23 protein-coding genes and 1 pseudogene are annotated in these 25238 nt (G+C 68.0%); 7 read left to right on the top strand and 17 right to left on the bottom strand.

Translation table 11 applies throughout. The features are described from left to right. Positions 1 to 1014, top strand: a 1014-nt coding sequence (locus ACWER9_RS07195; protein ID WP_452300944.1) for a carbohydrate-binding protein, incomplete at its 5' end; no start/stop codon positions are given. Here ACWER9_RS07195 and ACWER9_RS07200 read toward each other — a convergent pair. From ACWER9_RS07200 to ACWER9_RS07235, 8 genes are all read right to left on the bottom strand, one after another. Further along, positions 1003 to 1713: an SDR family NAD(P)-dependent oxidoreductase gene (locus tag ACWER9_RS07200; protein ID WP_452300945.1), complete on the bottom strand. Its 711-nt coding sequence runs from the start codon at positions 1711 to 1713 to the stop codon at positions 1003 to 1005. The genes ACWER9_RS07195 and ACWER9_RS07200 overlap by 12 nt on opposite strands. Before the next feature lie 2 nt (positions 1714 to 1715). Further along, a complete protein-coding gene (iolB, locus tag ACWER9_RS07205) occupies positions 1716 to 2591 on the bottom strand; it encodes a 5-deoxy-glucuronate isomerase (RefSeq protein ID WP_452300946.1) in 876 nt (291 codons plus the stop codon). Beyond that, positions 2588 to 3772, bottom strand: coding sequence for a glycoside hydrolase family 88 protein (locus ACWER9_RS07210; protein WP_452300947.1), 1185 nt, complete (start codon positions 3770 to 3772; stop codon positions 2588 to 2590). Before ACWER9_RS07210 ends, iolB begins: the two co-directional genes overlap by 4 nt. A gap of 82 nt (positions 3773 to 3854) precedes the next feature. After that, positions 3855 to 4532, bottom strand: coding sequence for a hypothetical protein (locus tag ACWER9_RS07215; protein ID WP_452300948.1), 678 nt, complete (start codon positions 4530 to 4532; stop codon positions 3855 to 3857). 8 nt (positions 4533 to 4540) lie between these two features. After that, positions 4541 to 5437, bottom strand: coding sequence for a carbohydrate ABC transporter permease (locus ACWER9_RS07220; protein ID WP_452300949.1), 897 nt, complete (start codon positions 5435 to 5437; stop codon positions 4541 to 4543). Further along, complete coding sequence (locus tag ACWER9_RS07225) at positions 5437 to 6285, bottom strand: carbohydrate ABC transporter permease (protein WP_452300950.1); 849 nt, start codon at positions 6283 to 6285, stop codon at positions 5437 to 5439. The genes ACWER9_RS07220 and ACWER9_RS07225 overlap by 1 nt, the downstream gene beginning before the upstream one ends. A gap of 158 nt (positions 6286 to 6443) precedes the next feature. Then, complete coding sequence (locus ACWER9_RS07230) at positions 6444 to 7748, bottom strand: ABC transporter substrate-binding protein (RefSeq protein WP_452300951.1); 1305 nt, start codon at positions 7746 to 7748, stop codon at positions 6444 to 6446. A gap of 17 nt (positions 7749 to 7765) precedes the next feature. Continuing rightward, positions 7766 to 9787 carry a DUF2264 domain-containing protein gene (locus ACWER9_RS07235; RefSeq protein WP_452300952.1) on the bottom strand — a complete coding sequence of 674 codons (2022 nt, stop codon included), beginning with the start codon at positions 9785 to 9787 and terminating at the stop codon, positions 7766 to 7768. A 382-nt stretch (positions 9788 to 10169) separates the two neighbouring features. Here ACWER9_RS07235 and ACWER9_RS07240 point away from each other — a divergent pair, with 382 nt between their 5' ends. Together ACWER9_RS07240 and ACWER9_RS07245 are read left to right on the top strand one after the other, a co-directional pair. Then, complete coding sequence (locus ACWER9_RS07240) at positions 10170 to 11327, top strand: substrate-binding domain-containing protein (protein ID WP_452300953.1); 1158 nt, start codon at positions 10170 to 10172, stop codon at positions 11325 to 11327. 351 nt (positions 11328 to 11678) lie between these two features. Next, positions 11679 to 13142: an RICIN domain-containing protein gene (locus ACWER9_RS07245; protein WP_452300954.1), complete on the top strand. Its 1464-nt coding sequence runs from the start codon at positions 11679 to 11681 to the stop codon at positions 13140 to 13142. A 183-nt stretch (positions 13143 to 13325) separates the two neighbouring features. On the opposite strand, the gene ACWER9_RS07250 is transcribed toward ACWER9_RS07245, so the two are convergent. Then, on the bottom strand, positions 13326 to 13862 hold the full coding sequence (locus ACWER9_RS07250) for a hypothetical protein (RefSeq protein ID WP_452300955.1): 537 nt from the start codon (positions 13860 to 13862) through the stop codon (positions 13326 to 13328). Between the two features lie 306 nt (positions 13863 to 14168). After that, the gene (locus tag ACWER9_RS07255) at positions 14169 to 15035 is read right to left on the bottom strand and encodes an aldo/keto reductase family oxidoreductase (protein WP_452300956.1); all 867 of its coding nucleotides are present in this window, start codon (positions 15033 to 15035) and stop codon (positions 14169 to 14171) included. A gap of 141 nt (positions 15036 to 15176) precedes the next feature. Between ACWER9_RS07255 and ACWER9_RS07260 the strand changes: the two genes are divergently transcribed. Beyond that, positions 15177 to 15620 carry a winged helix-turn-helix transcriptional regulator gene (locus ACWER9_RS07260; protein WP_452300957.1) on the top strand — a complete coding sequence of 148 codons (444 nt, stop codon included), beginning with the start codon at positions 15177 to 15179 and terminating at the stop codon, positions 15618 to 15620. Positions 15621 to 15668: 48 nt separating this feature from the next. After that, a complete protein-coding gene (locus ACWER9_RS07265) occupies positions 15669 to 16811 on the top strand; it encodes an epoxide hydrolase family protein (protein ID WP_452300958.1) in 1143 nt (380 codons plus the stop codon). Between the two features lie 137 nt (positions 16812 to 16948). On the opposite strand, the gene ACWER9_RS07270 is transcribed toward ACWER9_RS07265, so the two are convergent. Continuing rightward, on the bottom strand, positions 16949 to 17395 hold the full coding sequence (locus ACWER9_RS07270) for an ester cyclase (RefSeq protein ID WP_452300959.1): 447 nt from the start codon (positions 17393 to 17395) through the stop codon (positions 16949 to 16951). A gap of 156 nt (positions 17396 to 17551) precedes the next feature. After that, a complete protein-coding gene (locus ACWER9_RS07275) occupies positions 17552 to 18424 on the bottom strand; it encodes a helix-turn-helix transcriptional regulator (protein ID WP_452300960.1) in 873 nt (290 codons plus the stop codon). 189 nt (positions 18425 to 18613) lie between these two features. Here ACWER9_RS07275 and ACWER9_RS07280 point away from each other — a divergent pair, with 189 nt between their 5' ends. Then, positions 18614 to 19585, top strand: coding sequence for an SDR family oxidoreductase (locus ACWER9_RS07280; RefSeq protein ID WP_452300961.1), 972 nt, complete (start codon positions 18614 to 18616; stop codon positions 19583 to 19585). A gap of 267 nt (positions 19586 to 19852) precedes the next feature. Here ACWER9_RS07280 and ACWER9_RS07285 read toward each other — a convergent pair whose 3' ends face one another. The 5 genes and pseudogenes from ACWER9_RS07285 to ACWER9_RS07305 all read right to left on the bottom strand — a co-directional run bounded on the left by ACWER9_RS07285 (position 19853) and on the right by ACWER9_RS07305 (position 23794). Further along, positions 19853 to 20320, bottom strand: a complete 468-nt coding sequence (locus tag ACWER9_RS07285; RefSeq protein WP_452301028.1) for a nuclear transport factor 2 family protein — start codon at positions 20318 to 20320, stop codon at positions 19853 to 19855. A 32-nt stretch (positions 20321 to 20352) separates the two neighbouring features. Next, positions 20353 to 20763, bottom strand: coding sequence for a hypothetical protein (locus ACWER9_RS07290; RefSeq protein WP_452301035.1), 411 nt, complete (start codon positions 20761 to 20763; stop codon positions 20353 to 20355). Between the two features lie 178 nt (positions 20764 to 20941). After that, positions 20942 to 21574: pseudogene (locus ACWER9_RS07295) on the bottom strand (epoxide hydrolase family protein); the annotation flags it as partial. A gap of 620 nt (positions 21575 to 22194) precedes the next feature. Next, a complete protein-coding gene (locus ACWER9_RS07300) occupies positions 22195 to 23169 on the bottom strand; it encodes a zinc-binding dehydrogenase (RefSeq protein ID WP_452300962.1) in 975 nt (324 codons plus the stop codon). A gap of 169 nt (positions 23170 to 23338) precedes the next feature. Continuing rightward, positions 23339 to 23794, bottom strand: coding sequence for a MerR family transcriptional regulator (locus ACWER9_RS07305; protein ID WP_452300963.1), 456 nt, complete (start codon positions 23792 to 23794; stop codon positions 23339 to 23341). 114 nt (positions 23795 to 23908) lie between these two features. Between ACWER9_RS07305 and ACWER9_RS07310 the strand changes: the two genes are divergently transcribed. Then, entirely contained in the window at positions 23909 to 24967 is a 1059-nt protein-coding gene (locus ACWER9_RS07310; protein ID WP_452300964.1) for an aldo/keto reductase, read from the top strand. The last annotated feature ends 271 nt before the right edge of the window (positions 24968 to 25238 follow it).

The raw sequence follows: 25238 nt of genomic DNA on the forward strand, positions 1-25238 counted from the left end.
CCGCGGCAGGGCGCGAGTTTCACCAACCACGCCGGCGTGATCGACTTCCAGGGCGGCTCGTACTTCTTCTACCACAACGGGGCGCTGCCCGGCGGCGGTGGTTTCACCCGGTCGGTGGCGGTGGAGAAGTTCAGCTACAACGCCAACGGCACGTTCCCGACAATCAACATGACCACGACCGGCGCGCCGCAGATCGGCACGTTGAACCCGTACGTTCGGCAGGAGGCGGAGACGATCGCCTGGGGCTCAGGCATCGAGACCGAACCGTCCAGCGAGGGCGGAATGAACGTCAGCTCGATCGGAAACGGCGACTACATCAAGGTCAAGGGTGTCGCGTTCGGCGCGGGCGCGTCCTCGTTCACCGCGCGGGTGGCCTCGGCCACCAGCGGCGGCCGCATCGAGGTACGCCTCGACAGCGCCACCGGCCCGGTCGTGGGGACCTGCACCGTCGGTGGCACCGGTGGCTGGCAGAGTTGGACCAGCACCACCTGCGCCGTGAGCGGTGCGAGCGGCACCCGTGACCTGTACCTGCGCTTCGCCGGTGGCAGCGGCAACCTGTTCAACCTCAACTGGTGGCAGTTCACCGGCGGCAGCGCCCCGACGGCGTACCGGATCACCAACCGCAACAGCGGGCAGGTCATCGACGTCCAGCAACCCAATCTCAACGACCTCGCCGTGATCGGTCAGTGGACCGGCAACGGCTCGGCCTGGCAGCAGTGGCGCTACCTCGACGCCGGCAACGGCGCGGTGCGACTGCAGAGCGTGCACAGCGGCAAGTGCGTCGACGTCGCGAACGCCTCCGTCGCCGACGGCGCCCAGATCATCCAGTACACCTGCCACGAGGGCCTGAACCAGTCGTTCACCTGGCGATCGACCGGCAGCGGCTACTACAACCTGGTGAACGTCAACAGCAACAAGTGCCTGGGTGTCGTCGGTGGGTCCACCGCCCTCGGTGCCGCGCTTGAGCAGCGTACGTGCAGCTCCGCGACCAGTATGGAGTGGTCACGCGCCTGAGTGATCCGGGCTGTGGTGGTGACGGTCCCCCGTCACCACCACAGCCCGGCCGGCGGGAATGCGGTCCCGGATCGCGCGCTCCCGGTCCGGGTCGGCGCGAAGCGCGGAGGTGATGTCGGTGGCGATGTAACCGGGGGCGATCGCGTTGACGTTCACCCCGTGCTGCGCCCATTCGTTTGCCAGGGCCCGGGTCAGGCCGACGACAGCGTGCTTGGCGGCGGTGTACGACGGCACCCTGATGCCCCCCTGGTACGACAGCATCGACGCCAGATTGATGATCTTTCCGTGTCCCTGATCGAGCATCACCCGTCCCGCCGTCTGCGACAGGTGGAACACCGCGTCGAGGTTGACGCGGAGCACCGCGGCCCAGTCGTCGCGAGCGTGTGTGACGGCGTCCGCACGGCGGATGATGCCGGCGTTGTTGACCAGGATGTCCAGCCGGCCGAGGCCAGCAATCACCGCGTCGACGGTCCGGCCGATGTCGTCGGGACCGACGGTGGCCAGGTCGCCGGGGACGACGACCACGCGTCGGCCCAGTTGCTCGATCCGGACTGCGGTGCTCGTCGGCTCGCTCCGGCTCAGCAGGGCGATGTCGGCTCCAGCCTCGGCCAGCGCGACGGCGATGGCCTGGCCGATGCCGCGGTTGCCGCCGGTGACGAGGGCGACGCGGCCGTCGAGTCGGAAGCTGTCCAGCGTCATCGCTAGAGCCCCATCCGGCGCAGGGTGGGGACGGTCTGCCCGACCCAGGCCAGCGCCGCGTCCTCCCGGGCGCCCTGGGTGCGCTGGGTTCCCGCGAGGAACCAGAGGAAGTACGTGGTGTAGCCGGGCGCGCTGACCACCGTGTGATAGCCCTCCGGCATCATCTGCATGACGTGATCGCGGATGGTGACGTTCTCCTCGTACCCCTCGTCGGTGTAGACCCGGCTGATGCCGAATCCGTCCCCGGGGTTGACGCGGTAGTAGTACATCTCCTCGTGTGCGGCCTCCGCGGGCAGGTCGTCGACCCTGTGGCGGTGGGGTGGGTAGGTGCTCCAGTTGCCGGACGGCGTGTAGGTCTCACCGACGATGAGGCGGTGGGCCGGCAGATCCGGCTGGGCGACCTCGGTGAGGATCTGGTGGTACTCGCGGCCGAAGTTGGCCGCGCCCCAGCGACCGGTGGCGACCTTCTCCGGGGCGATGACGTAGGGCTCGGTGACGAGGTCGCTGGGCGCGCTGGGCAGCGCGACCTGCACGGGGCTGACGGCGTCGACGGTGACCGTGGCTCCGGCCGGGATGTACACCGCGTGTGGCTTGCCGGAGAAGACGTCCGGGCGTCCGCCGACCTCGGGGAAGCGGTGACCGGCGACGGTGAAGGTCGCGGTGCCGCCGAGGATGACGGCGAGGATCTCCCGGTCGCCGGACTCGCCGGCCCAGGATTCACCCGCACCGAGCGACAGCAGTGTGAAGTCCAACAGTCGGCAGGGATTGTGGGGCAGCGTGTTACGGCCCGCGTCGGCGGAGATGATGCAGTGGTAGCGGTGGTCCATGGACGCCTTCCGGGTGAGTGGGTACGGATCGGGGCGCGCAACGGTCGTCACCAGGGGCTGGTCCAGCCCGGGGCCGTGGCGCGGACGAGGGCTTCGAGGTAGAAGTAGTCACCCCACAGGGTGCCCTCGTCGACGCCGATGCCCTTCGGCTTGTCGTAGACGCCGTGCAGGATCAGCGCATTGGCGTCCGGATGGCCGGCCGTCGAGTACCGGTCGATGAGGGAGCCCAGGATGCGGGTGGCGGCGTCACGGTAGTGCTGCGCCAGGGCGGTGTCGGCGAGGTGGTCGGCAAGCTCGACCAGGCCGCAGGCGGCGATAGCCGCGGCGGAACTGTCCCGCTCCTGGCCACTGCCGTCACCGAACTCCAGATCCCAGTAGGCGACGTGGTCGACGGGCAGGTGTGCCAGGAAGTAGTCGGCGCAGGTCTGCGCCGCCACGAGGAGCGCCGGATCGCCGGTGTGCCGGTGGTTGATGCTGAACCCGTAGATGCCCCACGCCTGACCGCGCGCCCAGCAGGAGTGGTCGGCGTGGCCCTGTTCGGTCTCCCCGTGCAGCGGCGCACCCGTGGCCGGGTCCCAGTAGAAGGTGTGGAACGTCGTGCCGTCGGGTCGCAGGATGTGCTCGCGCAGTTGGGTGGTGTGCCGCCGGGCCGCGGCGGCGTACCGCTCGTCGCCGGTGGTGCTGCTGGCCCAGAAAAGCAGGGGGGTGTTCATCAGGCTGTCGATGATCGTGCGCCCCCGCTGGCGCGGGTCGTTCAGGTCGCCCCACGCCTGGATGATCCCGGCCGGTTCGAGGAAGCGGGTCATCAGGTGGTCGGCGGCGGCCAGCGCGGCGTCGCGAGCGCGCTGGTCATTGGTGCGCCGCGCCGGGGTGACGCAGGAGAGGGTGTAGAGGAAACCGAGGTCGTGGGTGTTCAGGTCGATGCCGTCGGCGACCCGCGCCGCGAAGCTGTCCACGTGCGACACGGCGGCCTGTCGGTAGCGCTCCTCGCCGCTCAGGTCGTGGGCCAGCCAGAGCATCCCGGGCCAGAAGCTCGTGGTCCAGCCCACGTTCGCGCCCGCTGGTTGGCCCGCCGCCGGCAGGCGCATCGGGTACCGGTTACCGGCGGTCGTGTCGGCCGGGTACCGGTCGCCGAAGGACTCGATGTTCGCGTCGATGGTACGCAGGGCGGCGGCCAGGGCGGCCGTCACCGCCTCGGCGTCAGGGCTGGGGCGGACCTCGATCGCCGTCATGGGTCTCGTTCTCCTCGTGAAGTCCGGGCAGGTGCCGGGCGGGCACGGCTCCGCAGGTGTGCGGAGCGTGGTCGTCGTCGGTTCAGGATGTCCGGGGCGTGGTCAGCGGTAGGTCGAGGGCGACACGGAGCGTGAATCGACTGTTGGCCCAGACGACGTACAACAGGGGTGTTGCCGCCACGCCGAGCGCGATGGCAGGTCGGGCCACGATGAACTGCCCGAGCAGGGCCAGGGTCGTCAGTGACACGGCGGTGAGGTACCACCGTCGGACCGCCAGGTACAGGCATGCGCGGGCGATGTCCCGCAGCCGGGCGGCGGGTCGCTCGGCGATCGCCACCAGCCCGAGCAGCGCCGTGGCGATGGTGAGCACGGCCAGGACGGCGAGGACCGGCAGCGCGAGCGCGCCGGCCCGGTGCCCCCACAGGGCGCGGGCGTCGACGGCCAGGACGACCAGGACCATGGTGGTCGACGCACCCCAGAGCATCGCCGGGCGGGCCGTGGCCCGCCAGGCGTGCGCGAAGGTACGCACGACGCCACCGGAGCCACCTGCCGAGTAGCTGGACATGACCGCGAAGACGCCGCACAGCGCCGGAGCGCACAGGGGCGCGACCAGCGCGTACAGCGGCCAGGCCCGCACCGCCTCGGTGGTGAACAGGAGGATGACGATGGGCAGGGCGCCGAGCAGGAGGAGCATGTTGGTGACGAGCGCGGCGTGGACGCCGTCGACGGCGGCGGCGATGGTGCGGTGGCGCAGGCGCATGGGTCGGCTCAGCCCTTCAGTCCGGTGCTCGCGATGCCCTCGACGAAGTAGCGCTGCCCGAGTAGGAAGATGACGGCCACCGGCAGCACGGCCAGCACCGAACCCGTCATGATCAACGCGTACTCGGCGTTGTACTGGGAGATGAACGTGCGCAACCCCAGCTGGATCGTGCGGAGTTCCGGGCTGCGCAGGTAGATCAGTGGGCCGAGGTAGTCGTTCCAGGCGGTGACGAAGGTGAGCAGGGCCAGGCTGGCCAGGGCCGGCCGGGACAACGGCAGCATGATGCGCCGGTAGATGCCGAACTCGGTGAGCCCGTCGATGCGGGCCGACTCGCTCAACTCCTCGGGGATCGTTTCGTAGAACTGCTTCATGAGGAAGACACCGAACGCGCCGAACGCCTGCAGGGCGATGATGGACCACAGGGTGTTGGACAGGTGCAGCTTCGACATGAGGATGAACTGCGGGATCATGTACGCCTGCCAGGGCACGGCGATGGTGCCGATGTAGAGCAGGAACAACACGTTGCGACCGGGAAAGCGGACCTTCGCGAAGCCGTACGCGGCCACGCTGCCGGTGAACACCTGCAGGCCGGTGACGACGACGGAGAGAAGCAGCGTGTTCCCCAACCACGTCGTCAGGTCCGAGCGCTGCCAGATGTCGAGGTAGTTCCGCCACACCACCGGGTCGGGCAGCCAGGTGATCGGGATCGTGAAGACGTCGTTGTTCGCCTTCAGCGAGGCAACCACCATCCAGTAGAACGGCAGCAGGATCGCGGCGGCGAGGACAACGAGCGCAGCGTGTCCGACGTACCGCCAGCGCCGTGACGATATTCGGCCGTCGCGCCTCTCGATGCCGACAGGCTCGTTGATGACAGGGGTGGGCACGCGCAGCCTCGTCGTGGTCATCAGCTGTCCCTCCGCCTGTTGATCGCGAATTGGATGATCGTGATTCCGAAGCAGATGGCGAAGAGCACCACGGAGACCGCCGACGCGTAACCGAACTGGTTCTCCACGAAGCCCTTCTGGTAGATGTACTGCGACAGCACCAGCGTGGACTGCCCGGGGCCGCCCTCGGTCATCACGAGGATGAGGTCGAACACCTTGAAGCTGCCGATGGTCAGCATCACGGTGACGAAGAACGTGGTGTGCCGCAGCCCTGGCAGTGTCACGTTCGTGAAGCTCTGCCACCGGTCGGCGCCGTCGATCTTCGCGGCCTCGTAGAGCTGCGCGGGAATGGTCTGCAGTCCCGCCAGGAACAGCAGCATGTAGTAACCCATCTCCCGCCACGTGCCGACGATGATGACCGCCGGCATCGACCAGTCCGCGGACGTGGTCCACCCGGGCGGGTTGTCGACGCCGACCGTGCGCAGGAAGGCGTTCACCGGCCCGTACTCCGGGCTGAACAGCTGGTTCCACACCACGGCGATCGTCACGATCGAGGTGATGTAGGGGAAGAACGCGACGGTACGGAAAAACCGGACGCCGCGTAGCCTCTGGTTGAGCAGCAGCGCGAGCCCGAGGGCTGCGGCCATGGTCAGCGGGATGTGGAAGACCGAGTAGTAGACGGTGTTCTTCAGGGCGGTCCAGAAGCTGGTGTCGCCCCACATGCGGCGGATGTTCGCGGTACCGGTCCAATCGGCCACGCCGAACACGTTCCAGTTCGTGAAGGACATGTAGAACAGCACGGCGACCGGTACGAGGGTGAGGGCGGCGAAGCCGATGAAGTTCGGCAGGATGAAAGACCAGCCGGTCATCGTGTTGCGCCATACCAGCTGCCGGTTTCTGGGCCGCGTCCGCGGCATCGTTGCCATAGAGAGTCTCCGAGGGCGGGTTCTGCTAAAGGGGGCGGGTCCGGTGCCGAGGGGGTGCGGCACCGGACCCGCTGGATATCAGCGACGCGGCGTCGGCCCGGTCACTGTTTGAGGACCTCGTTCTTGGCGCGCTTCTGCGACTCGTTGATGGCCTCGTCGAGGCCCTTGCTGTTCGACAGAACGGCCGTGTGCATGTCGTTGAGCAGGTTCTGCAGGGCGGTGGTGTGCTTCGAGACCGGGTTTTCCGGCTTGATCGTGTGCTTGCCGAACGTGAACTTCGACAGGTCGTCCTGTGGCACGCCGTCGAGTGCGAAGATCGTCTTGGTCACCGCGTCGGAGATCGTGGCGGGGGTGCTGCCGATGCCCGCCAGCGTCTTGGCGGCGTCCTCGCTCGCGATGTAGCTGAGGAAGTCCATCGCGGCGGCGGTCTTCGCCTTGCTGATCTTCGGGTTGATCCCCATACCGGTCGGATCGCCGAAGCTGACCGGGGTGGCGGAGGTGCCGGTGGTGGACTTGTCAAACTGCGGAGCCGGCGCGAGACCCCATCCGAAGGTGTCGGCGTCGCCGCTCTTGCGCTGGTTGAGCAGCGTCGCGACGTACCAGGTGCCCATGAGCAGCATCGCGGACTGCTGCTTTCCGAACTGCGCCTGGTAGGTGAGCTTGTTGGTGTTCGCGGTGCCGAACGACGGCTGCGCCCCGGCGGACTGCAGGGTGAGTGATCGCTGGTAGTACGGCTTCATGTAGCCGAAGTCGCCGGAGAGCAGGTCGGCGCCGGGCGTCTGGGCGAGGGCGAAGCCCTGCACGGGCGACTGCCACACGTGTTGGTAGGCCCCGGTCACGGTGGTGGCGCCGGCCGCCTTCAAGCCGGTCGTGAGGCTCTGCGCGGTGGTGACGTAGTCGTCCCAGGTCCAACTGCCGTCCGGCAGCGGCACCTTCGCCTTGGCGAACAGGTCCTTGTTGTAGTAGAGCACCCACAGGTCCTGCCGGTACGGAATCGCGTACGTCTTGCCGTCGACCTGGTAGGACGAGACTGCCGGGACGGACTTGAGGTCTGCCGCGGCGTCGGAGACGTCGAGCAGTTGGGCGCCGCTCTGGTAGGTGTAGAAGTTCTTCAGGTTCTTCAGGACGTAGACGTCGGGCGCGGTGCCCGCCGCGAGGTCCGCCGTCATCTGGGTGTCGTAGTTGGGGGCGTCGTACTCCTTGAGTTCGACTGTCACGTTGGGGTGACCGACCTTGAACCCGTCGGCGAGCGCCTTGAACTCGGGTGTGGACGCCAGGCTCCAGGCGCCCAGGGTGATCGTCACCGGCGCGTTCGGGTCCGCCGGCTCGTCATCGCCACCACATCCCGCGAGGGCAAGCGTCAAAGCGGTCGCGGCACCGATGACGGCCGTAGTCGTACGCTTCATACCTCTCCTTGTAATCGTCATGGGCCCGAAGGCCCCTGCTGCTGCCAGGCCGATGGGCTCGGCAGGTCATTGCCCAGATCACTGTCGGTGGTGACTCCGTCGGGCCAGTCGACCAGCGCGCGGAGGTTGCCGGCGCCGTCGTCCACGACGGCCCGGCACGGCCGCCGGTGAGCGACGGTCACGCCTGTCGCCGACAGCTCGATCAGGGTGGCGGTCCACGCGCCGACCCGGGCTGGATGTTCCACCCAGGGCACCGTCAGCGGTCCGCCCAGCGGACCGCCGTCCGCCACCTCGGTCACGGCGGCAGACCCGGCTCCGTGGATGCTCACCACCCGGCTCGTCAGGCCCCGACCGGTCACGGTGACCATGCCCGGAGCGCTGACCGTCGCCTCTCCCGGTATCGCCCAACCGCCCACGACCAGCCGCAGCGCCGTCGCGTCGACGCCGTCCACGATGTCGTCGATGCGCGTCAGGCGCAGCTCCCAGGGCCCGCGCACCAGCGACCAGACCGTCAGGTGACCCGCCGGCCAGGACCGGCCGGTACGGCCACTGCCGTGATCGCGTTGACCCGCGCTGGGTTCGAGCCAGTGCGCCAGGGCGCGCGATCCCGCCACCCCGACTCCCGTGCTGTCAACGCGAGCGCCCAGCGAACGGAACCCGGCACGGTGGGTGGCACGTCCGGCCTGGTCCACCAACGTCACCGACTGGTCGAGTGGGGTGAGCCAGCCGGCCTCGGCGAGGACCGGGCTCGTCACCGTGCAGTAGCCGAGGCGGGCGTAGAGCGGCGAGTCTCCGTCGGAGTCACCTTCGACGGCGTGATCGGTGCCGTGGTTCGTCACGCGGACGATCCCGTCCGCGCGGGTAGCCGAGATCACCCAGCCCGGGGCGCGGACGGCTCGTACGGTGTCGCGATTCTCGATCGGCAGTGGTTCCTCCGGCGCGGTCCACACCGGGTGGTCCGCGGGCAACGCGATGCCGAGCAGTCCTTTGCTGGCCCAGTACGGAGAGCCCGGACCGGAGTAGTGCTGTGCGAGCCGGGGCCACGGGCGGTGCCAGCCGAGGGTCAGCAGGTCGTCGGCGTCAGGTGAGCCGTGTGCCACGAAATGACCGACGACGCTGGTGGCGGCCCGGCGCAACTGGCCGACACTGAGGGAGGGCACCTCGGCCATGACGCCCACCCAGAACGGCGCGGCCGCGGCGAACCGGTAGATCAGACTGCGACCCTGGATGAGCGGAGAGCCATCGGCGCCGATCAGGGTTATCGCGTCCTCCAGGAACCGGTCGAGCCCGGCGCGGTCGCGCTCGCGGCGGTCGGCGGCGAGGTCGGCAGCGCCGGACATCCGGGACCACAGGGTCGGGTAGAGGTGCAGGGCCCAGCCGACGTAGTGGTCGTAGGACCGCTCGGGACCATCGGACAGCCAGCCGTCGGGGCGGACGAAGCTGTCGTGGGTGGCGAGGTCCTCGGCCATCTCGCCGATCGAGAACGGACCCCCGACGGACCGCAGGAAGGTCTGCACGACCAACCGGAACCAGACCCAGTTGATCCGCGGGTACGTGTCGTCGCCCACCGCCGGGGCCAGGTAGTCGACTACCTGTTCCCGCGCGCGCTCGGAAAGGCGGTCCCACAGCCAGGGGCGGGTCATGTCGAGGGCCAGGGCGAGCGAGGCCGCCTCCACTTTCGCCTGGGGGTGCTCGTCGAGCCGTGGCCAGCGGTGGGCCGAGGTGGGATCGGTGCCCGCAGCGATCCCGGCCGCGTACCAGTCGGTGAGGTCGTCGAGGCCGCTGCCGCGCTCGCCGGCGATCCGGAAGCCTGCCAGGACAAGCGTCCGGGCGAAGCCCTCCAGTCCGTCGACGGCTCGTCCGTAGCCACCTTCCGGGCCGGGCAAGGTGATCAGCGCGTGGTCGGGGGACGCGTACGACCGCGCGGCCCGGAGCATCCGGTCGGCGAGGGCAACCCAGTCACCACGGCCCCACGGTGCGGAGACCGTGGGGCGTGCGGCTGTCGCCGGGTTCAGGGGGGCAGTTGCGGGGGGCGTCATCGTGCTCCTGTCACATCGATTAGTCCCCCGGCTGCCGGAAGGCCCGCCAGGTCGCTAGGGTCCGTTACGCACGGGCGACGATCAGGTTTCGAAAGTAAACCGCTCACAACTGATCGATTCAATGCCTCAGTCGGCCAAACTGACCAGATACAATCAGAGCCGATCACGACCGCTCGTCGGAGAGCGGCCATATCGGGCATCTACGACAAGGGCGTCGGCGACCATCAGCGGGGCGGCGGTCTCGTGAAGAAGAAATCGATCTGATACGTTCACAAACGTTCAGATTCGCTCTGGCTCGCGATTAGCAGCGCAGGGCCGACGCCACCGGCGTTGGTCGACGGTGCGGGAGCCCGTCCGCGCAGCGTTCCTCGGAGGTGCCCCGATGACCAAGGCAAGTAACGACAGCCTGCCGGAGGTGCGCGGGCCGCTGCAGGTCGCCCGTCGCCAGCAATTGCTGGAGGCACTCCAGCGCGACGGCGCCATGCGCATATCGGATCTGTCCGAGGCACTCGGTGCCGCACCGGTAACGATCCGCCGCGACATCGCCCAGCTCGCCGCCGAAGGTCTCGTGCGGCGGGTGCATGGTGGGGTCGCCCTGATCACGCCGGACGACGTCCCCGCGACCGACGAATCGCCCCGCGCCGCCCTGGACTCGCTGGGCGGACGCACTCTCGGCATGCTCGTTCCCTCGTTGGACTACTACTGGCCGGAGGTGGCGCGAGGCGCCGAGGAGGCCGCGCGGGAGTTCGACATGCGCATCGTGCTGCGCGGTTCCTCGTACGACACCGAGGACGACAAGCCGCAGCTCACACGCCTGGTGGAGCAGACGGGCGTCGACGGTCTGATCATCGCGCCACGGATGGACGCACCGACCGTGGAGCAGACCCTTGAGTGGCTCGACCAGATCGGTGTGCCGGTCGTGCTGCTCGAACGCAGCGCACTGGTCGGCTCCGAGCACGCCGTCATGGAGTCGGTGGTGACCGACCACGCACTCGGCGCCGGCATGGCGGTACGACACCTCGTCTCCCTCGGTCACCGCAGGGTCGGCCTGGTGCTGGATGCCAAGAGCCCCACCCATCCGCACATCCGTCGGGGTTGGCTCGACGCGGCGATGGAGTGCGGTGTGGATGCGAGCAGCACCGTCGAGGTTCTGGTTCCCGACGCACACACACCCGAGCAGGACGCGATTCTCGACGGTGTTCTGGACCAGTGTCAGGCCACGCGCACGACCGCCCTGTTGGTGCATGCCGACGCGGTGGCGATCAGGCTCGTGCAGCGCTGCGAGGAGCGGCAGATCACCGTGCCGGACGACCTGTCCATCGTCGCCTACGACGACGAGGTGGCCGGTTTGTTCAGCCCTCCGTTGACCGCGGTGCGTCCACCTCGGCGTTCGATCGGCCGGGCCGCCGTACGGCTGGTCGCTGACCGGCTCGTCGACCCGGACCGTCCCGCGCACCGGGTCGTGATCAGCCCGAACCTTCGGGTACGCCAGTCGAGCACGTCACCGCGGGAACAGGGCGCGGACGCCGCCGCGCGTTGACGGGCACGCCAATGCCGAGCCGGCGACACACTGTCGACGGCGCAGAGGACCCGACCTGAGTGCGGCACAGCCCGCCGCCTGACCGCTGATGACACACCCGGCGTGAGCACTCCGCCGGGCCGTGCGTGCGCGCCTGGATGCCGTGCCACGCTCCGTGGTCCTCCCCCACGCCCCGTTGCCCGAGGTCAAACCCGCCGGCCGTCCGGGGCGGCGGGACCATCAGCCGCCCGGGTAGCGCAATCGATCAGCTTCAGCGCGAATCTGATCGTTTCTGAACCTCTGTGTACGTGTTATGTTCGTTCTGGTTCAAGTCTGTTAACTCTGTAACGTCTGAGACAAGGAGACCGGTCTATGAGATCTTCAGGTCGCGGCAGATCTCGCGGTGCCGCCCTCACGGCACTGTGGATGGTCGTCGCGTCGGTGCTCGCCACCGCGGGCGTGGTGGCCTCCAGCCCGAGTCGCGCTGAGGCAGCCACCAACCAGTTCCGGGGTGTGAACTGGGCCGACTCGCGGGACAACTTCGTCAACGGGGTGCTCTACATCTCCGGGCTGAGTTCGTCCGACACGTACGCGTCGGCCTCGACGGTGGCCAACCGGGTCGTCGGCCAGATGTACTCGATCACCGGTGCCAACACCGTGCGGATGCCGATCAACGAGCCGACGGTGTCCAGCTACTGGGGGACGTACACCGGCGCCATCGACAACGCGCTCACCAAGGGCAAGGTGATCCTGGCCTACTGGGCGCACAGTGGCGGTCGTCCGTCGAACATGACCGCGTTCCACCAGATGTGGGACACGGTCGTGGCGAAGTACGGCAGCAACCCGAATGCCTACTTCGAGGTGATCAACGAGCCCTGGGGCTACAACGCCACCGACCTGAACAACATGTACAACACCTGGTTGAACAGGTACCCGAGCGTGCCCCGCGGTCGAGTGATGCTCGACGGCACCGGGTTCGCCCAGAACGTGGTGGTGGTCGGCAACGACACCCGTCTCAACGGGACCCTGCTGGCCGTGCACGACTACTCGATGAACGTGACCCCGCCGCTGGAGGACGAGACGTCCTGGGCGAACCACATCGCTGGCTACATCGGGCCGTACGCGAGCCGCACCGTCGCCACCGAGTGGGGCGGTCCCATGCGGCAGGGCGTCAAGGACGGCGTCACGTACGACCCGATCGACTACAGCATTCCCAGCGGATCGTTCTTCGCCGACTACCTGCGGGGCGTGAGCAGCCACCTGCGCAACAACTCGATGGGCAGCGTGTTCTGGCCTGGCCTGCGCGACGGTGACTGGTACAGCATGACCAGCAAGAGCGGCAGCGGCGCGAACATCCAACTGTCCCTGGTGAATCCCTCGGGTCTGGCACGCCTGCAGTACTCCTGGGGCGTCGGCAACGGCGGCGGCACGTACGTCCGCATCAGGAGTGCGAGCACCAGCCTGTACGTCGACGGCAACGGCAGCTCGACCAACGGCGCCAACGCCGTCGGTTGGGCCAGCAGCACCAGCACGAACCAGCAGTGGGTCATCGAGAACAGCGGCACCTACGTACGGATCAAGAACCGGACCACGGGCCTCTACCTCGACGGCATGGGCCGCACCGCCAACGGCGCCGCGGTCGGCCAGTACGCCGGCAGTACCAGCGCCAACCAGCAGTGGACCGTCGTGACCGCCGCCAACAACGTGCGCATCCGCAACCGGGCCACCGGCATGTACATCGACGGGATGGGCAACAGCAGCAACGGTGCCACCCTGGCGCAGTACACCGACAGCAACAGCAACAACCAGCAGTGGAAGATCATCGCTGCTGGCTGACCACCACCTCTCCACCGAGTAGAGCAGCGACCCTGGCCAAAGGTTCCCCCGGTCAGGGCCGCTGCGCTGCCGTCGGGCAGCCAGGGCCGGCGGCAGCTCCGTGACAACCATGGCGAGCGGCAGCATGGGTTCGGGGACGCAGCCGCCTTGCAATGCCACCTGTTGCTGCAGGCTCAGGAGAGGTCAACTGCCCTCGCCCGGGGTCGCGTCCTGGATTCGTGGCGGCGACGAAAACGGCGTGAACGTTTCGGAGTCGTCGATGAGGTGGGGGGACCGGCGGCCGGCAGTCCGGGGGGCGACGGCGGCCCCGTCGGTCGGCGGCCACTCCAGCGGGGCGGTCGAGTCGGGGGCCCCGATCAGGTGCACGGGCCAGCGGCCACCCGCGCCGCCTCCGTCGGGATGCTCCGGCTCGGTGGTGGTAATCCCGCACCAGAAGTGCAGCACCCAACCGCCCCACCGAACGCCCGCCTCCTCACTGCCCACCCGGCGCTCGCCGTCGACCTCGCGGTGGATGAGCGGCATGCCGAACATCTCGGCCCACGCTCCGACGTCGCCGTAGGCGTTGTCGGCGAAACGCATCCGCACAACTCCGATCACCGGCGAGATCTCGATCATCTCCGAGGGCTGTCGACGCTCACCGACGCTGGTCACCGCCGCCACAAGGAGGCGTATCGATGCCGCCGGTTCCAGGCTGGTCTTCGTCCCCGGCCCTGCGTCCAACGGTCGAGGATCTGACGTGCACGGGGCGTCGGCATCAATTCTGTTGGTCGTGGACGCGGTCATCTCGGTGCTTCCTCCATCGGCATCAGTCGGCGTTCGGTGGTCCGGCCGCCAGTCGGCCATGTAGTGATCGTCGACATGACGGCCACCGCCGCCGCGAGGCCGACTCCGAGAGATGACTTCGCGCCCAGTGATCAGATTTGGCGGACGCCGAACCAGGTGGCCGTTGTCTACGTTGACTACCGCCGCCAGGCCGGACGACGCCTCAGTCAGGGGTCACCGGAGAGCGACCCTTCGCAGACCTGATCACTCGCCGATCTTGTCCAGCTCGGCGAGGTCCTCCTCGGTGAGCACTAGTCCCGCGCCGACGACGTTCTCGCGCAGGTGCGCCCGGGACGAGGTGCCGGGGATGAGCAGGATGTTCGGCGACCGCTGCAGCAGCCAGGCCAGGGCGACGGACATCGGCGTCGCGTCCAACCGGGTGGCGACGGTGGAGAGCGCCGCGGACTGCAACGGGCTGAAACCGCCGAGCGGGAAGTAGGGCACGTAGGCGATGTCCTGTTCCGCAAGTACGTCGATCAGCTTGTCGTCGTGGCGGTACGCAAGGTTGTAGAGGTTCTGCACGCACACGATCGGCGCGATCGCCTGCGCCTCGGCGACCTGTTCCGCAGTCGCGGTGCTCACCCCGAGGTGCCGGATCAGGCCCTGCTGCTGGAGTTCGACGAGCGTCTCGAACGGCTCGGCGAGCGAGCCGGGTTGCAGGCCTTCGGCGTTGCCGAGCCGGAGGTTGACCAGGTCGAGCACCTCGACCCCGAGGCTCTCCAGGTTCTCGTGGACGGCTCGGCGCAACTCGTCGGGCTTCCGGGCCGGCGGCCAGCCGCCCTGCTCGTCGCGGGTCGCGCCGACCTTGGTCACGACGTGCAGCGAGTCGGGATAGGGGTGCAGCGCTTCGCGGATCAACTGGTTGGTGAAGCGGGGGCCGTAGGCATCGCTGGTGTCGATGTGGGTGATACCGAGTTCGACGGCCTCCCGGAGAACGGCGACTGCGGCGTCGTGGTCGGCGGGCGGACCCATGACCCAGGGGCCGGCGAGTTGCATGGCGCCGTAGCCGAACCGGGTGACAGTCAGGTCTCCCAGCAGCCAGGTGCCGCCGGGAAGGGACGTGGTGGGCATGCTCGCACCTCTGCTCTTCGTCGTGAGGTCGGGCGCCGCTGGCGCCTGACGAATTCCTGCTCCACTCTGGGGAAGTAACTTCCTATCGAGAAGTAGGCACTTCAAAGTGCGTAACGTGCGCACGGGATACAGGAGCGCTCGATGGCAACGATGACGGCCGCCCAGAAGCGGGCCCAGACCAAGACGCGATATGACGCCTTCTTTGCCGAATGCCCCAGTCGTCACCTGCTCGACCGGATCTCCGACAAGTGGGTCGCGCTGGTCCTGGCCGCACTGGGCAGCGACGGCTCACACCAGTTCGGCGCCGACTGCGCTGGTGAGCCCCGGCCGATGCGCTACTCCGAGCTGTCCCGCCTGCTGGCCGGCGTCAGCCAGAAGATGCTCACTCAGACGCTGCGATCCCTGGAACGCGACGGCTTGATCATCCGCACCGCGACGCCGACAGTGCCGGTCACGGTCACCTACGAGCTGACCGCCCTCGGCCTCTCCCTGCACCAGACGATGCGCGGGCTGAAGGCCTGGGCCGAAACGCACATGGATGACGTCTTCGCCAACCGCACGACGTACGACAGCCGCGCCACCTGAACCGGGCGTTCACGTCCTCAAGATCGACACCGGTGCTATCGTGCAGCGATGTCAGACGCCAGGCTGGAGCCGTTCACGCTGCACGTCGATGAGCAGGAGCTGAAGGATCTCCGGCGACGTCTGGGTGCCACCCGGCCGCCCGCGTCAATCCCGGCACCCGGCTGGTCCGCCGGCGCCGAGCCGGCCACCGTGGCACGTCTGCTGAGGTACTGGGCTGACGGCTTCGACTGGCGCGCCCAGGAGGCGGCGATCAATGCGCTCCCACAGTTCACCGTGGACATCGGTGCCGCGCGCGTGCACCTGGTGCGGCTTCGCGGTGAGGGCGCTCGGCCGATGCCGATCGTGCTCACCCACGGCTGGCCCAGCACGTTCCTGGAGCTGACGCGGCTGGGTGATCGACTCGCCAACCCCAGCCGGTACGGCGGCGACCCGGCTGACTCGTTCGACGTGGTGATCCCGTCGTTGCCCGGGTTCGCCTTCTCCGAGCCTCGACCGGGGTGGCCCGCGGAGCCCGCCACACACGAGTTGTGGCACACCCTGATGACCGAAGTTCTCGGGTACGAGCGCTACGGCGCGCACGGCGGCGACCTGGGCGCAGGTGTGAGCAGCCGGCTTGCCGCCGCACACCCGGAGGCCGTGGTCGGCGTGCACGTACTGGCCGCGATGAACCCGCCCATCGATCCGGGCGAGCTCCTCAGCGACGAGGAGCACGCTCACCTGGCCCAGATGGCGCGGTGGAACACCGAAGAGGGCGGATACCAACACCAACAGCAGACCCGGCCGCTGACGCTCGCGCACGGGCTCAGTGACTCACCGGCCGGGCTGTTGGCGTGGATCGTGGAGAAGTACCGGGCGTGGACCGACTGCGGCGGCGACCTGTCGGCCGCGTTCACCGACGACGAGCTACTCACCCAGGTCAGCCTCTACTGGCTCACCAACACGATCGCCACGTCGTTTCGGCCGTACGTCGAGTACCACCTCTTCGGTCGCGACTCCTGGCAGCGGGTGGAGGTGCCGACCGGCATCGCCGTGTTTCCGCACGACCTGACCCGACCGCCGCGTAGCTGGGTCGAGCGCACATACCGGCTCACCCGCTACACGAAGATGCCGCGCGGGGGGCACTTCGCCGCGCATGAGGAGCCGGAACTGCTCGCCACCGATCTCACCGAGTTCTTCCGCGAACTGCGCTGACCTAGGGCACGGCGGGGTTCGGTTCGCGGTGGTGAACCGACGTGGCGCCGGGCACGGGAACGCGCACCGGGCGCGGCCTCCCCGCCTGGCAGGAAGCCGCGCCCAGCGACGCCGACACGGTGGTACGCGGAGTGGACTTACCTGCCTTCGGCGCCGAGCTGGCGCAAAAAGCTGCGGTAGTCGGTGCGTACCCATTCCTCGACGAGGCGGCCCTGGTCGTCGAAGCGGAAGATGTTGAGCAGGTCGAAGACGACGCGCTGCCCGTTGGGGGGCAGCGGGCCGGCCGGCGACTGGGTGAACTCCCGGACGAACGTGCCCTCGATCCACGTCTGGCAGGCCATGTATTCGCCCTCAGCCACCACGATCCCGCGACGGATCGACCGGTCGTCGAAAGCCGCCCGGATCGCCGCGAAGTAGTCGGTCAACCCGGCGTAGTCGCTCTCGAAACCGTCCGGTCCGTGGAACCGGAACTTCTCCGCGTCGAAGTACGTGTCGACCTCGGCCTGATCCTCGCCCGACACCTCTAGCTCTCCGGCGCGGACGAGGCGGGCGACAAGGTCATCCCGGCTGTAGCTCTGTGACATCGAGTCCTCCTGTAGCTGTTCCGTCAACCGCGCTCATGTGGTGCGCACCGAGTCACCGTCCCCAGCGGGTTACCTCCTACCTCGGCATCCAACATCTCCACCACGATGATCCAACACCGTTTCCACGCCCCTGGGCACCGGCAGCGCATTGACGGCTCAAACGCTGAGGCCGGTTGCCCGGCGAGGGCGCTGGTGGGCTGAGTGCGCCCCGACCACCGCGAGGAGCTGGAGCTTCTCGTAGCTCTCGGTTCCGGGCACGGCGGTGTACACCAACAGGGAGTGCGACTGATCGGGGTCGAGCAGCCCCTGGCAGGCCAGCTCCAGTAGACCTACCTCCGGGTGGATGAAGCGTTTGGTGTGCTCGTAACGCACGCCGACCTCATGCTCGTTCCACACGGCCCGGAACTCCTCGCTGCGGGCGAGCAGCAGCTTCTGCAGGTGGGCGGCGTAGGAGGCCGGCCCGCGTAGGGTCACCGTCCTGCGCAGGCCAGAGGCGAAGACGCGTGAGTGCAGCGGATGGTCGTCGGGGTGGTACAGCGCCCGGCACGCCGGGTCGGTAAACCACCGGTACCCGATGCTGCGGGCCGGGCCGGCGAAGCGGGTCAGGTCGCCGGTGAGCGCGACGCCAAGCGGTGTCTGCCGTAGCGTCTCGCCGAGCTCGGTGACGATTTCCGCGGGCGTGTCCGCGAGCCGGTCGAAGATGCGCAGCAGGCCCGGGCTGATGTGCCCGCTGGTCGCGCCCCTGGTCGGCGGGTTGTGCCCGGCGAGGCGGAACAGGTGGTCGCGTTCGTCGAGGGACAGGTGCAGGCCCTGCGCGATCGAGGCCATCATCTGCTCCGACGGGTGCGGCCCGCGCTCGCGCTCCAGCCGGCTGTAGTAGTCGGCGGAGATGTGGCACAGCGTCGCGACCTCCTCCCGACGCAGGCCGGTCGTCCGGCGCCGCTGTCCACGCGGCAGCCCCACGTCCTCCGGCTGCAGCGACTCCCGGCGACGGCGCAGGAACTCTGCCAGCCCGGCCCGGTCGATCATCACTGCGTCCCCCTGTCTCGGCGCTGTTGTCGATCCTGCCACCGGCGCCGGATCGCAGCCTGGGATTGCCGATCCCCCCTTTGATGGCCGGACAGCCTGGGATTGACAGGCCGTGGATGTGCCAGCAGTACCGGAGCAGCCTGAGAGCACAGCACATTCCGCAACCATCGCAGAGCTTAGGAGCACGAGATGCGACGCACGCGACCGGACATCACCGTTCCGGACCTGTCCGGGACGCTCGCTGTGGTCACCGGCGCCAGCGACGGCATCGGGCTGCGCCTGGCGACCCGTCTCGCCGCCGCCGGCGCCGAGGTCGTCATGCCGGTTCGTAACGCCCGCAAGGGCGAGGCAGCGATCGACGGAATCAGGCAGCGGTACCCTCAGGCCACGCTCTCCCTACGGGCGCTCGACCTGTCCTCGCTGGACTCCGTCGAGGCATTGGGCGCCACTCTGCGCGGCGAAGGCCGCCCGATCCACATCTTGATCAACAACGCCGGTGTGATGACCCCACCTAACCGGCAGACCACCGTTGACGGGTTCGAGCTGCAGTTTGGCAGCAACCACCTCGGCCACTTCGCACTCGTCAACCACCTGCTACCGCTGCTGCGGGCCGGAAACGCACGGGTGACCTCACAATTAAGCGTCGCGGCGAACTCCAACACGATCAACTGGAACGACCTGAACTGGGAGCGGTCCTACAACGGTCGCCAGGCGTACAGCCAGTCGAAGATCGCGTTCGGCTTGTTCGCGCTGGAGCTCGACCGCCGCAGCCGTGTCGAAGGCTGGGGAATCACGAGCAACATCTCCCACCCCGGAGTTGCGCCCACCAATCTGCTGGCCGCGCGCCCGGAGATCGGCCGGGCGAAGGACACCGCCGGGGTACGCATCATCCGGGCGCTGTCCCGCCGCGGCATCCTGCTCGGCACGACCGAAACCGCGACACTGCCCGCGCTGCTCGCCGCCACATCCCCGCAGGCGGGCGGGGGCAGCTTCTACGGCCCCAGCGGTCCCGGACATCTCGGCGGCCCGCCCGCCGAGCAAACCCTGTACAGCCGGCTGCGCAGCGCGGAGGATGCCCAGCGAATCTGGCGCGTATCCGAAGGCCTCACCCAGGCGTCGTTCCCGACCGAGCTATCCGTCAACGACTTGCGAGGCAGGTAAGGGCGCGCCACGGCTGGGATCTGCTCCGGGGACGTAAGAATCAAGGGCGAACGACCGCACATCGCGCGACTCGCCGACCCTCCCCGCCTCCCCGGCGGCATCCAGACCCGACACGACCTGGTCGCTCTCCTGCGCAGGAGGAAGATCACCATCGTCTGCGACCAGGAACACTGCTCACCAACAACAGAATGATCCGCTCAGGTCAACCCGCACGGACCATGATCGGAATGTGGGAATGATGCGTCCGAGACCATCGCGGCGGACGAGTCAGTACGTGAAATCGATGCGCAGGCGAGTCTGCGTAAGCTCGGCAATGAACCACGAGCCGTCGACCTTCACGAAGTTGGCGTGGTAGTGACCGAACCCGTGCATGCCCTTGGGAGTGGGTCCGTCCGGTCCGTCCGCCATGCCCTCGCGCTCGACCCGGCTGATCAGGTCTTCCATCGCCCAGGTGCCACGCGCGGTAGTCTCCGAAAGCACGTCGATCTCGTTGGAGAAAATGTGGTGGATCAGCACGTCGCCGGGCAGATTCCGGCCACCGATCGAGCTGGCGATTCCTTCTCGGCCCTCCATGCGCATCCACATCGACCCGTCGGGTTTGTACGGGGTGAACGTGCCGTCGGGAGTGAAGAGCCCGGCCAAATCCTCGAAGCGATGGTGATCGGCGTACCGGACGTATCGCGCCATCACCCGGCGAAGATCCTCGATGATGGTCAGGCGTTCAAGGTCGTTCATGAGTCTCCTCCTGGTGTGGACTAGGGTCGGCGTCAGCGGAGCTTGCGGAACGAGGCCCGCAGGTCGTTGATCCAGAACTCCGGGTTTTCGTACGGGCCGAAGTGGCCGCCCTCCTTGTGGACGTAGAAGTCGCGCACGTCGGCGTAGAACCTGCCGCCGCCTGCCTTGAAGATGTCGATGCGCTCTTCGGCGGTGTCGACGCCCGGGAAAGGGTCGCCCAACTGCATGGTGAAGCTGGCCGGGGCCTGGACGTAGGTCTTGTCGTTGACCAGCGGCGGCGGGTAGAGGCTGGCGTTCTTGTAGGCGCGGATCGAGGATCCGATTGACTGAGTGACCCAGTAGATGGTGGCGAAGGTCAGGATGTCGTCGACGGGCCAGTTGGCGGCGAAGTCGCCGTTGCGGTCGCTCCACTTCTTCCACCGCCGCAGGACCCAGGCCAGCATGCCGATCGGGGAGTCGTTCAGGCCGTGCGTGATGGTCTGGCCATCGAGCAGGTGCGCGGCGATGTGAGACGTACGTCTCGTGGAACTTCAAGGTCCGGGCGCGCACGCCGTCGGGGAGGTCCTCGGTCCGCTGCCCGCCGCTCAGGTCCCAGTAGCGGTCACCCTGCCACATCGCCGGAGGCATGTCCTTAGCGAGGTGGATGCCGTAGAGGGAGTCTGGGTACTTGTGGCCAAGCCGCGCGCCGACGAGCGCGCCGTAGTCGGCGGCGCCGACGCCGTACTTCTCGTAGCCGAGCACGCCGGTCATCAGCGTCTGCATGCGGTCGGCCATGCTCGCGTAGTTTTCCCTGGGGTTCTTCAGGGGTGTCGAGAAGGCGAAGCCAGGTAGCGAGGGCACGATCACGTCGAAGGCGTCGGCCGGGTCGCCGCCGTACGAGGCGGGGTCGGTGAGCGGGCCGATGAGCTTGAACCAGTGGTAGTAGGTCCACGGCCAGCCGTGCATCAGCAGCAGCGGAATTGGAGCCGGGCCCTTGCCGCGCTCGTGGATGAAGTGCACCGGAGTGCCATCGACGTCCACCCGGTGCTGGTTGAAGACATTCAGTTTCGCCTCGGCGGCACGCCAGTCGAATCCGTCGGCCCAGTACTCCACGATGGGCCTCAGGTATGCGGTACTCAGGCCGTAGGTCTCGTCCTCGTTTTCGGGGTCAGCGGCGAAACGGGTCGCCTTCAAGCGGGCGTGCAGGTCGTCCAAGACGTCTTGCTCGACGTGAACCTGGAACGGGGCGAGTCCGTGACGAGGTTCGGTAGTCACAGATGTCCTTCCTTTCTGTGGGTGAGCCCACTGGAACGCCAGGGCGGGATGGACTGGCGTCGGGTCCGAGCTGCTTGTCCAGGCTGAGTTGGACCCCGTGGTCCACTCATTGTTCGTCGGCTTTTTTGGACCGGCAAGTCCAGAAATGCGGTTTCCGTAAGAGGAGCCGACCGGCCCTCCGAGCGCGGTCGGAGGCGAGCCGTTCGCAGGTCAGAGCGGTTGCGGGCCCACCTTCGAAAGGTACCGGGCCACCCTCTGCGCGTCCGTAGAGTCGGCGTCACGGCGGACCGCAACCCGCGCTCCTTCGGCCGCCAGCCCCTGATGCCCCACCAGCAAGCCTCATGCCAGATGCCTCTTCACGCGCTCGGCGAGCGGGATCAGCACTGAGCGTCGGCCAGGTCGTGCCGCCTCGTCACCGCGGTGGCCACGAGGTCTCCGGCAGCAAGGCGAAGACCGCCTACTGCCGTGCCTCCGCCTCCACGGGCACCGTCCTCGGTTCCCGCACAGCCACGGAGCGTGTACAGCGCTTCGCTCGCGACACTCTCAGAACGACAGGTCCTCGGCCCCACGGTGGCGTGCCTGTTCGTCGCCGCGGGGCTCCCTTCGGCCGTAGCGCACCATCAGGCGTCGGGAACGAGAACGATCTTGCCCGTCGTTGCCCGCGACTGTAGAGCGGCGTGCGCCGTGGCGGCCTGCGACAGGGGGAAGGCCTGGAAGGCGGGCACCAGATTACCGGCGGCGGCCTCCGCAAGCGCGCGGGCCTCGTCACCTGGCGCGTCCTGGCCCTCCAACAGCAGGGCCAGTGCGTCGATGAAACGCACGCCGCGCTCCTTCAGCTGTGCCTCCTCGGGACTGAACTCCTCTCGGGAGGCCGCGCCGATCGTGATGTAGCGCCCACCCTCTGCCAGCAGCCCGAAGGCAGCCCGCCCCTTGTCGCCCTCGACGCCGTCCAGAACGACCGTAACGCTGCGTCCGCCCAGGGCGTCCCGGACGGTGCCCGCCCAGTCCGGCAGGTTGTAGTCGACAGCGACATTGGCGCCCAGCTCTCGCACGGCCGCCGTCTTGGCCGGTCCGCCTGCCGCGCCGATGACCGTGGCGCCCAGGCGGCGGGCGAACTGGACGACCAAACGGCCGATCCCACCGGCTGCAGAGGTGACCAGAACGACGTCGCCGGAGGTGAGCTCCGCGATGTCGAGCAGGCCGATTGCGGTGGTGCCGGTCACCACCATCGTCACGGCTGCCTTGTACCCCAGTCCGATTGGGATGCGGTGCAGAGACGAGACGTCGGCGACGGCGAGCTCGGCGTAGCCCCCCGGCCTGCCGTGCGCGGTCACCACCTTGGCGCCAACCCAGGCGTCGTCCACGTCTGGCCCGACCGACTCGACGACGCCGGCCACCTCTGCTCCGAAAATGGCCGGCAGTCTGGGAAGCGGCGGACCGATCTCCAGCCCTTCCCGCATCGCCGTCTCGATCTGATGGACTCCCGCGGCCCTCACCGACACACGGACCTCACCCGGCCCCGGCACGGGATCAGGCACTGTCTCATAGCGGAGGTTCTCAGCGGGCCCGAACTCGTGCAAGACGACGGCGCGCATGACCGTTCCTTCCAGTAGAACTGCAGAAGGACACCACTTTCCAACCTCTACCGCAGTTGAGGTCAAGCAAACTGAGGCGGCGTTGACAGGTGCGCGCATCAGCGCGACGACCTCGAAACTGGCGGCGTCAGCCTGCAGGGCGCCGTGTTCACGAGCCCCAGACCCGCGCTCAGCCGATGCGGACCTCGGTCGGCTGCGCGTGTGCCGAAGGGATCGGCGCATGACATTGGTGGTCGCCGCCGCTGTCCGGGTCGAGGAGGTCCTCATACACCCCGACCTTGAACCTGATCAGGTCCAGGCACTCGGCGAGTCTGCCGATCTGGGCGGTGACGTGGGCTTGGTGCTCGCGCATGAGCGTGAGTCGTTCTTCCTCGTTTCCGGCCCCCTGCCTGACGAGGTCGGCGTATCGGCGTAGCGCGGGCAGGGGCATGCCGGAGGCGCGCAAGATGATACAGACGGTGAGCCAGTCCACGTCATCCTGGCTGTAGACGCGGCGCCCGCCAGGGCCGCGTCGCACAGGGTTGACGAAGAGGCCCTCATGCTCGTAAAAGCGCAGCGCGTGGACGCTCAAACCGGTGCGTTCGGCGACCTGCCCAATGCTCAGAGTTGTGGTGACCTCAGCCATACCGCTCACGGTAGCGGCTTGACCTAGAGCCAACTCTAGATCCTAGGGTTCCCCGTGCAATCGACGCTTCTGTCGCTTGGAAATCACGGCTGAATCAGTAGGGGAAGCATCACCATGCGCTATCGCACCCTCGGCGGCACCGGCATCGACGTCAGTATTTACTGCCTCGGGACCATGATGTTCCAGGATGGCTGCAACTCCGACCACGACGACTGCGCCCGCATCATCCACGCCGCCCTGGACCAGGGGATCAACTTCGTCGACACCGCGGACATGTACGGACAGGGAGAGACCGAGGAAATCGTGGGCAAGGCGCTGCGGGGGCGCCGTGATGACATCGTGTTGGCCACCAAGGTGCACTTCCAGATGGGCGAGGGCCGCAACCGCAGTGGCAACTCGCGCCGTTGGATCCTCACGGCGGTCGAGGACAGCCTTCGGCGCCTGAACACCGACTGGATCGACCTCTACCAGGTCCACCGCCCCGACGACGCAACCGACGTCGAGGAGACGCTCTCGGTGCTCAGCGACCTCGTGCACCAGGGGAAAATCCGCGCCTTCGGCTGCTCGACGTTCCCGGCCGAGGAGATCGTCGAAGCGCACCGCGTCTCCGAGCGTCGCGGCCTCGGACGCTTCCGCACCGAGCAGCCGCCGTATTCGATCCTGGCCCGCGGGATCGAGGCCTCGCTCCTGCCCGTCTGCCAGCGCTACGGAATGGGGGTGCTGGTCTGGAGCCCACTGGCCTTCGGATTCCTGACCGGCAAGTACCGCAAGAACCGGCCCATCGACCTGTCAACCGGCCGTCCCACAATCCGGCCGGAACGGTTCGATCCCACGATCGCGGAAAACGCCGCCAAGCTCGACGTCGTCGAGCAGCTCGTCGAACTCGCGGAAGACATCGGTTGCACCCTCCCGCAGCTCGCCATTGCGTTTACCGTGGCCCACCCGGCCGTCACCTCGGCGATCATCGGACCGCGGACCATGCCGCAGCTGGAGGATCTCCTCAAGGGCGCCGCGCTAACCCTGGACGACGCGGCCCTCGACCGAATCGACGAGATCGTGCCGCCCGGGACGAACCTGTACGACCCCAACGCTCCCCTGCCCCCGCGTTCACTGACCGACACCGCACTACGTCGCCGCCCACTCACTGACCGGGCCGCGGCCCGAGCTAGCTGACAGTGGTGGGCCAGAACGTAAATGCGCGGACGGCCAAGGCGCAGCGTGGCCTGCTCGCGGCGTGCACCGACCTGTTCGGCGCTCAGCCATGGCGATTCGCTGAGAAGCCGTCGCCGGGCGCAAGCATTGACGACCAATACAGCACCTGCAGGTCGAGTGGGCTTGGCCGGGACCCGTTTCGCTGAACAGGGCCGAACCCTACGGGTACACCAATGGCGGAGAGTCAGGGTGGGTTCGGGGGCACTACTGATGTGCATCGCCATCGGCGCCG

Source organism: Micromonospora sp. NPDC003944 (genome assembly GCF_053605225.1).

What these genes read in the sequence shown, in the direction of transcription:
- ACWER9_RS07200 (WP_452300945.1), bottom strand. Translation starts at nt 1,713, where the DNA reads ATGACGCTGGACAGCTTCCGACTCGACGGCCGCGTCGCCCTCGTCACC.
- ACWER9_RS07210 (WP_452300947.1), bottom strand. Translation starts at nt 3,772, where the DNA reads ATGACGGCGATCGAGGTCCGCCCCAGCCCTGACGCCGAGGCGGTGACG.
- ACWER9_RS07215 (WP_452300948.1), bottom strand. Translation starts at nt 4,532, where the DNA reads ATGCGCCTGCGCCACCGCACCATCGCCGCCGCCGTCGACGGCGTCCAC.
- ACWER9_RS07220 (WP_452300949.1), bottom strand. Translation starts at nt 5,437, where the DNA reads ATGACCACGACGAGGCTGCGCGTGCCCACCCCTGTCATCAACGAGCCT.
- ACWER9_RS07225 (WP_452300950.1), bottom strand. Translation starts at nt 6,285, where the DNA reads ATGACCGGCTGGTCTTTCATCCTGCCGAACTTCATCGGCTTCGCCGCC.
- ACWER9_RS07230 (WP_452300951.1), bottom strand. Translation starts at nt 7,748, where the DNA reads ATGAAGCGTACGACTACGGCCGTCATCGGTGCCGCGACCGCTTTGACG.
- ACWER9_RS07235 (WP_452300952.1), bottom strand. Translation starts at nt 9,787, where the DNA reads ATGACGCCCCCCGCAACTGCCCCCCTGAACCCGGCGACAGCCGCACGC.
- ACWER9_RS07240 (WP_452300953.1), top strand. Translation starts at nt 10,170, where the DNA reads ATGACCAAGGCAAGTAACGACAGCCTGCCGGAGGTGCGCGGGCCGCTG.
- ACWER9_RS07245 (WP_452300954.1), top strand. Translation starts at nt 11,679, where the DNA reads ATGAGATCTTCAGGTCGCGGCAGATCTCGCGGTGCCGCCCTCACGGCA.
- ACWER9_RS07255 (WP_452300956.1), bottom strand. Translation starts at nt 15,035, where the DNA reads ATGCCCACCACGTCCCTTCCCGGCGGCACCTGGCTGCTGGGAGACCTG.
- ACWER9_RS07260 (WP_452300957.1), top strand. Translation starts at nt 15,177, where the DNA reads ATGGCAACGATGACGGCCGCCCAGAAGCGGGCCCAGACCAAGACGCGA.
- ACWER9_RS07265 (WP_452300958.1), top strand. Translation starts at nt 15,669, where the DNA reads ATGTCAGACGCCAGGCTGGAGCCGTTCACGCTGCACGTCGATGAGCAG.
- ACWER9_RS07270 (WP_452300959.1), bottom strand. Translation starts at nt 17,395, where the DNA reads ATGTCACAGAGCTACAGCCGGGATGACCTTGTCGCCCGCCTCGTCCGC.
- ACWER9_RS07275 (WP_452300960.1), bottom strand. Translation starts at nt 18,424, where the DNA reads ATGATCGACCGGGCCGGGCTGGCAGAGTTCCTGCGCCGTCGCCGGGAG.
- ACWER9_RS07280 (WP_452300961.1), top strand. Translation starts at nt 18,614, where the DNA reads ATGCGACGCACGCGACCGGACATCACCGTTCCGGACCTGTCCGGGACG.
- ACWER9_RS07285 (WP_452301028.1), bottom strand. Translation starts at nt 20,320, where the DNA reads ATGAACGACCTTGAACGCCTGACCATCATCGAGGATCTTCGCCGGGTG.
- ACWER9_RS07290 (WP_452301035.1), bottom strand. Translation starts at nt 20,763, where the DNA reads ATGCTGGCCTGGGTCCTGCGGCGGTGGAAGAAGTGGAGCGACCGCAAC.
- ACWER9_RS07300 (WP_452300962.1), bottom strand. Translation starts at nt 23,169, where the DNA reads ATGCGCGCCGTCGTCTTGCACGAGTTCGGGCCCGCTGAGAACCTCCGC.
- ACWER9_RS07305 (WP_452300963.1), bottom strand. Translation starts at nt 23,794, where the DNA reads ATGGCTGAGGTCACCACAACTCTGAGCATTGGGCAGGTCGCCGAACGC.
- ACWER9_RS07310 (WP_452300964.1), top strand. Translation starts at nt 23,909, where the DNA reads ATGCGCTATCGCACCCTCGGCGGCACCGGCATCGACGTCAGTATTTAC.